This window comes from Ramlibacter sp. 2FC, assembly GCF_005503345.1.
Classification (GTDB): Bacteria; Pseudomonadota; Gammaproteobacteria; order Burkholderiales; family Burkholderiaceae_C; genus SCMQ01.
On record NZ_SCMM01000122.1, the window covers coordinates 1 to 1,742 of the forward strand.

The 1,742-nt window shown below is 67.3% G+C and carries 1 pseudogene; it reads right to left on the minus strand.

Annotated features, from left to right (window positions below):
• A pseudogene (locus FFS10_RS22820) lies at window positions 1-1,742 on the minus strand (hypothetical protein); the annotation flags it as partial.

A 1,742-nucleotide genomic window follows, 5' to 3' on the forward strand; every position in this document is an offset into this window, starting at 1 on the left:
GTGGCGCTCAGCACGATGGTGTCGCTCCCATCTCCGCCGTCGACCGTGTCGGCCCCCACAAAGCCGTTGAGGGTGTCGTCGCCGACACCGGCGCTGATCGAGTCCGCACCCGCACCGCCGGTGATCGTGTCGTTGTTGCCGCTGCCGGTGATCGTGAAGCCCTCGGCCTGCGCGCCCAGGCTGATCGCGACGCCCGCTACCGCGCCGGCCGCCGAGACCGCCTCGATGTTGACGATCTGCCCATTCGCCGCGCTGTTCAGGTCCGCCGAGGTGGCGCTCAGCACGATGGTGTCGCTCCCATCTCCGCCGTCGACCGTGTCGGCCCCCACAAAGCCGTTGAGGGTGTCGTCGCCGACACCGGCGCTGATCGAGTCCGCACCCGCGCCGCCGGTGATCGTGTCGTTGCCCGTACCGCCGGTCAGCGTGTCGTTGCCATCACCGCCATCGAGGGAGTCATTGCCGTCTGCCCCATCGAGCGAATCGTCGCCCGCCCCACCCAGCAGCGTATCGTCGCTGCCCGTGCCACCGAACAGCGTGTCGTTGCCCTCGCCGCCCTCGAGCCAGTCGTCGCCCGCTCCGCCATCCAGCGAATCGTCGCCCAAGCCGCCGCTCAGGCTGTCGTTGCCCGCCCCACCACTGATCGTGTCGTTGCCGGCGCCGCCGGTGATGGTGTCGGCACCGCCCAGATTTGTGCCATCAACAACGATGTGATTGCTGCCTGTCAGGCCGGAGGCACCGATCGTCACCCCGTTCGTCATTGCCAGCGCCGCACTGATCTGAAGATCATTCTGCGTGCCGTCTCCATTGGCATCGGCCGTCAAGACCTGGCTGTCCGCCACGGTCAGGTTGAAGCCTGCGGCGTTCTGATTGAACACAATGGCATCGATGTTGCTGATCGTGGTGAATGTGGACAGGTTGTAAGCGCCCGCAGCATCCAGCCGCAACGTGTCTATCGTGCCGGCCTCCGAGCTGCCGTCGATAGTCTCGCCGGCGGCAAGGTCCGCCACGGCATTGATCACGAACGTGTCGGCCCCCGTGCCGCCGATCAGCGTGTCCGCTCCGCCGCCACCGATCAGGGTGTCGTTGCCCGACCCGCCCGTGAGGCTGTTCGCACCGCTGGAGCCGGTCAGGCTCACCGCCGCGGCCGATCCGCTCGCATCGACATTCTCGAAGTCAGTGACGTTCGCCGTGTCGCCCGTGCTCTGGTCCGACAACGACAGATCAATCGTCGCCGCGTCATTGACCACCAGCGTGTCCGTATTCGCACCCCCAGCAATCGAGACGTCTGAACCGTCATAGGCGATGGTGTCGTTGCCGTCGCCGCCGATCAGCGTGTCTGCCCCGCCACCGCTGGCGATCGTGTCGTTGCCCGCTCCACCGATCAGAACGTTGGCACCGCCGTCGCCCGTGAGCGTGTCGTTGCCCGCCCCGCCGGTGACGTTTTCCACGCCGGCGATCGAGCCGCTGAAGCCCGTCGCGGCCCCGCCCAGGGTCACCGACACATCCTGCGTGGTGCCGGCATAGCTCAGCGTGTCGCCCGTGCCGCCCAGGAGATCGGCCGTGACGCTCTCGACGTTGCTGACCGTGCCGCCTTCGAACTGCGTGATCACGCCGCCCACGACCACGACATCGAGCGTGTCGTTGCCGCCGCTCCCGGTGATCGCGAGCGTATCGGTATCGTCGCCGCCATCGACCGTGTCGGCGCCGTCGCCGATCACGTAGTTGAAGGTGTCGTCGCCCAC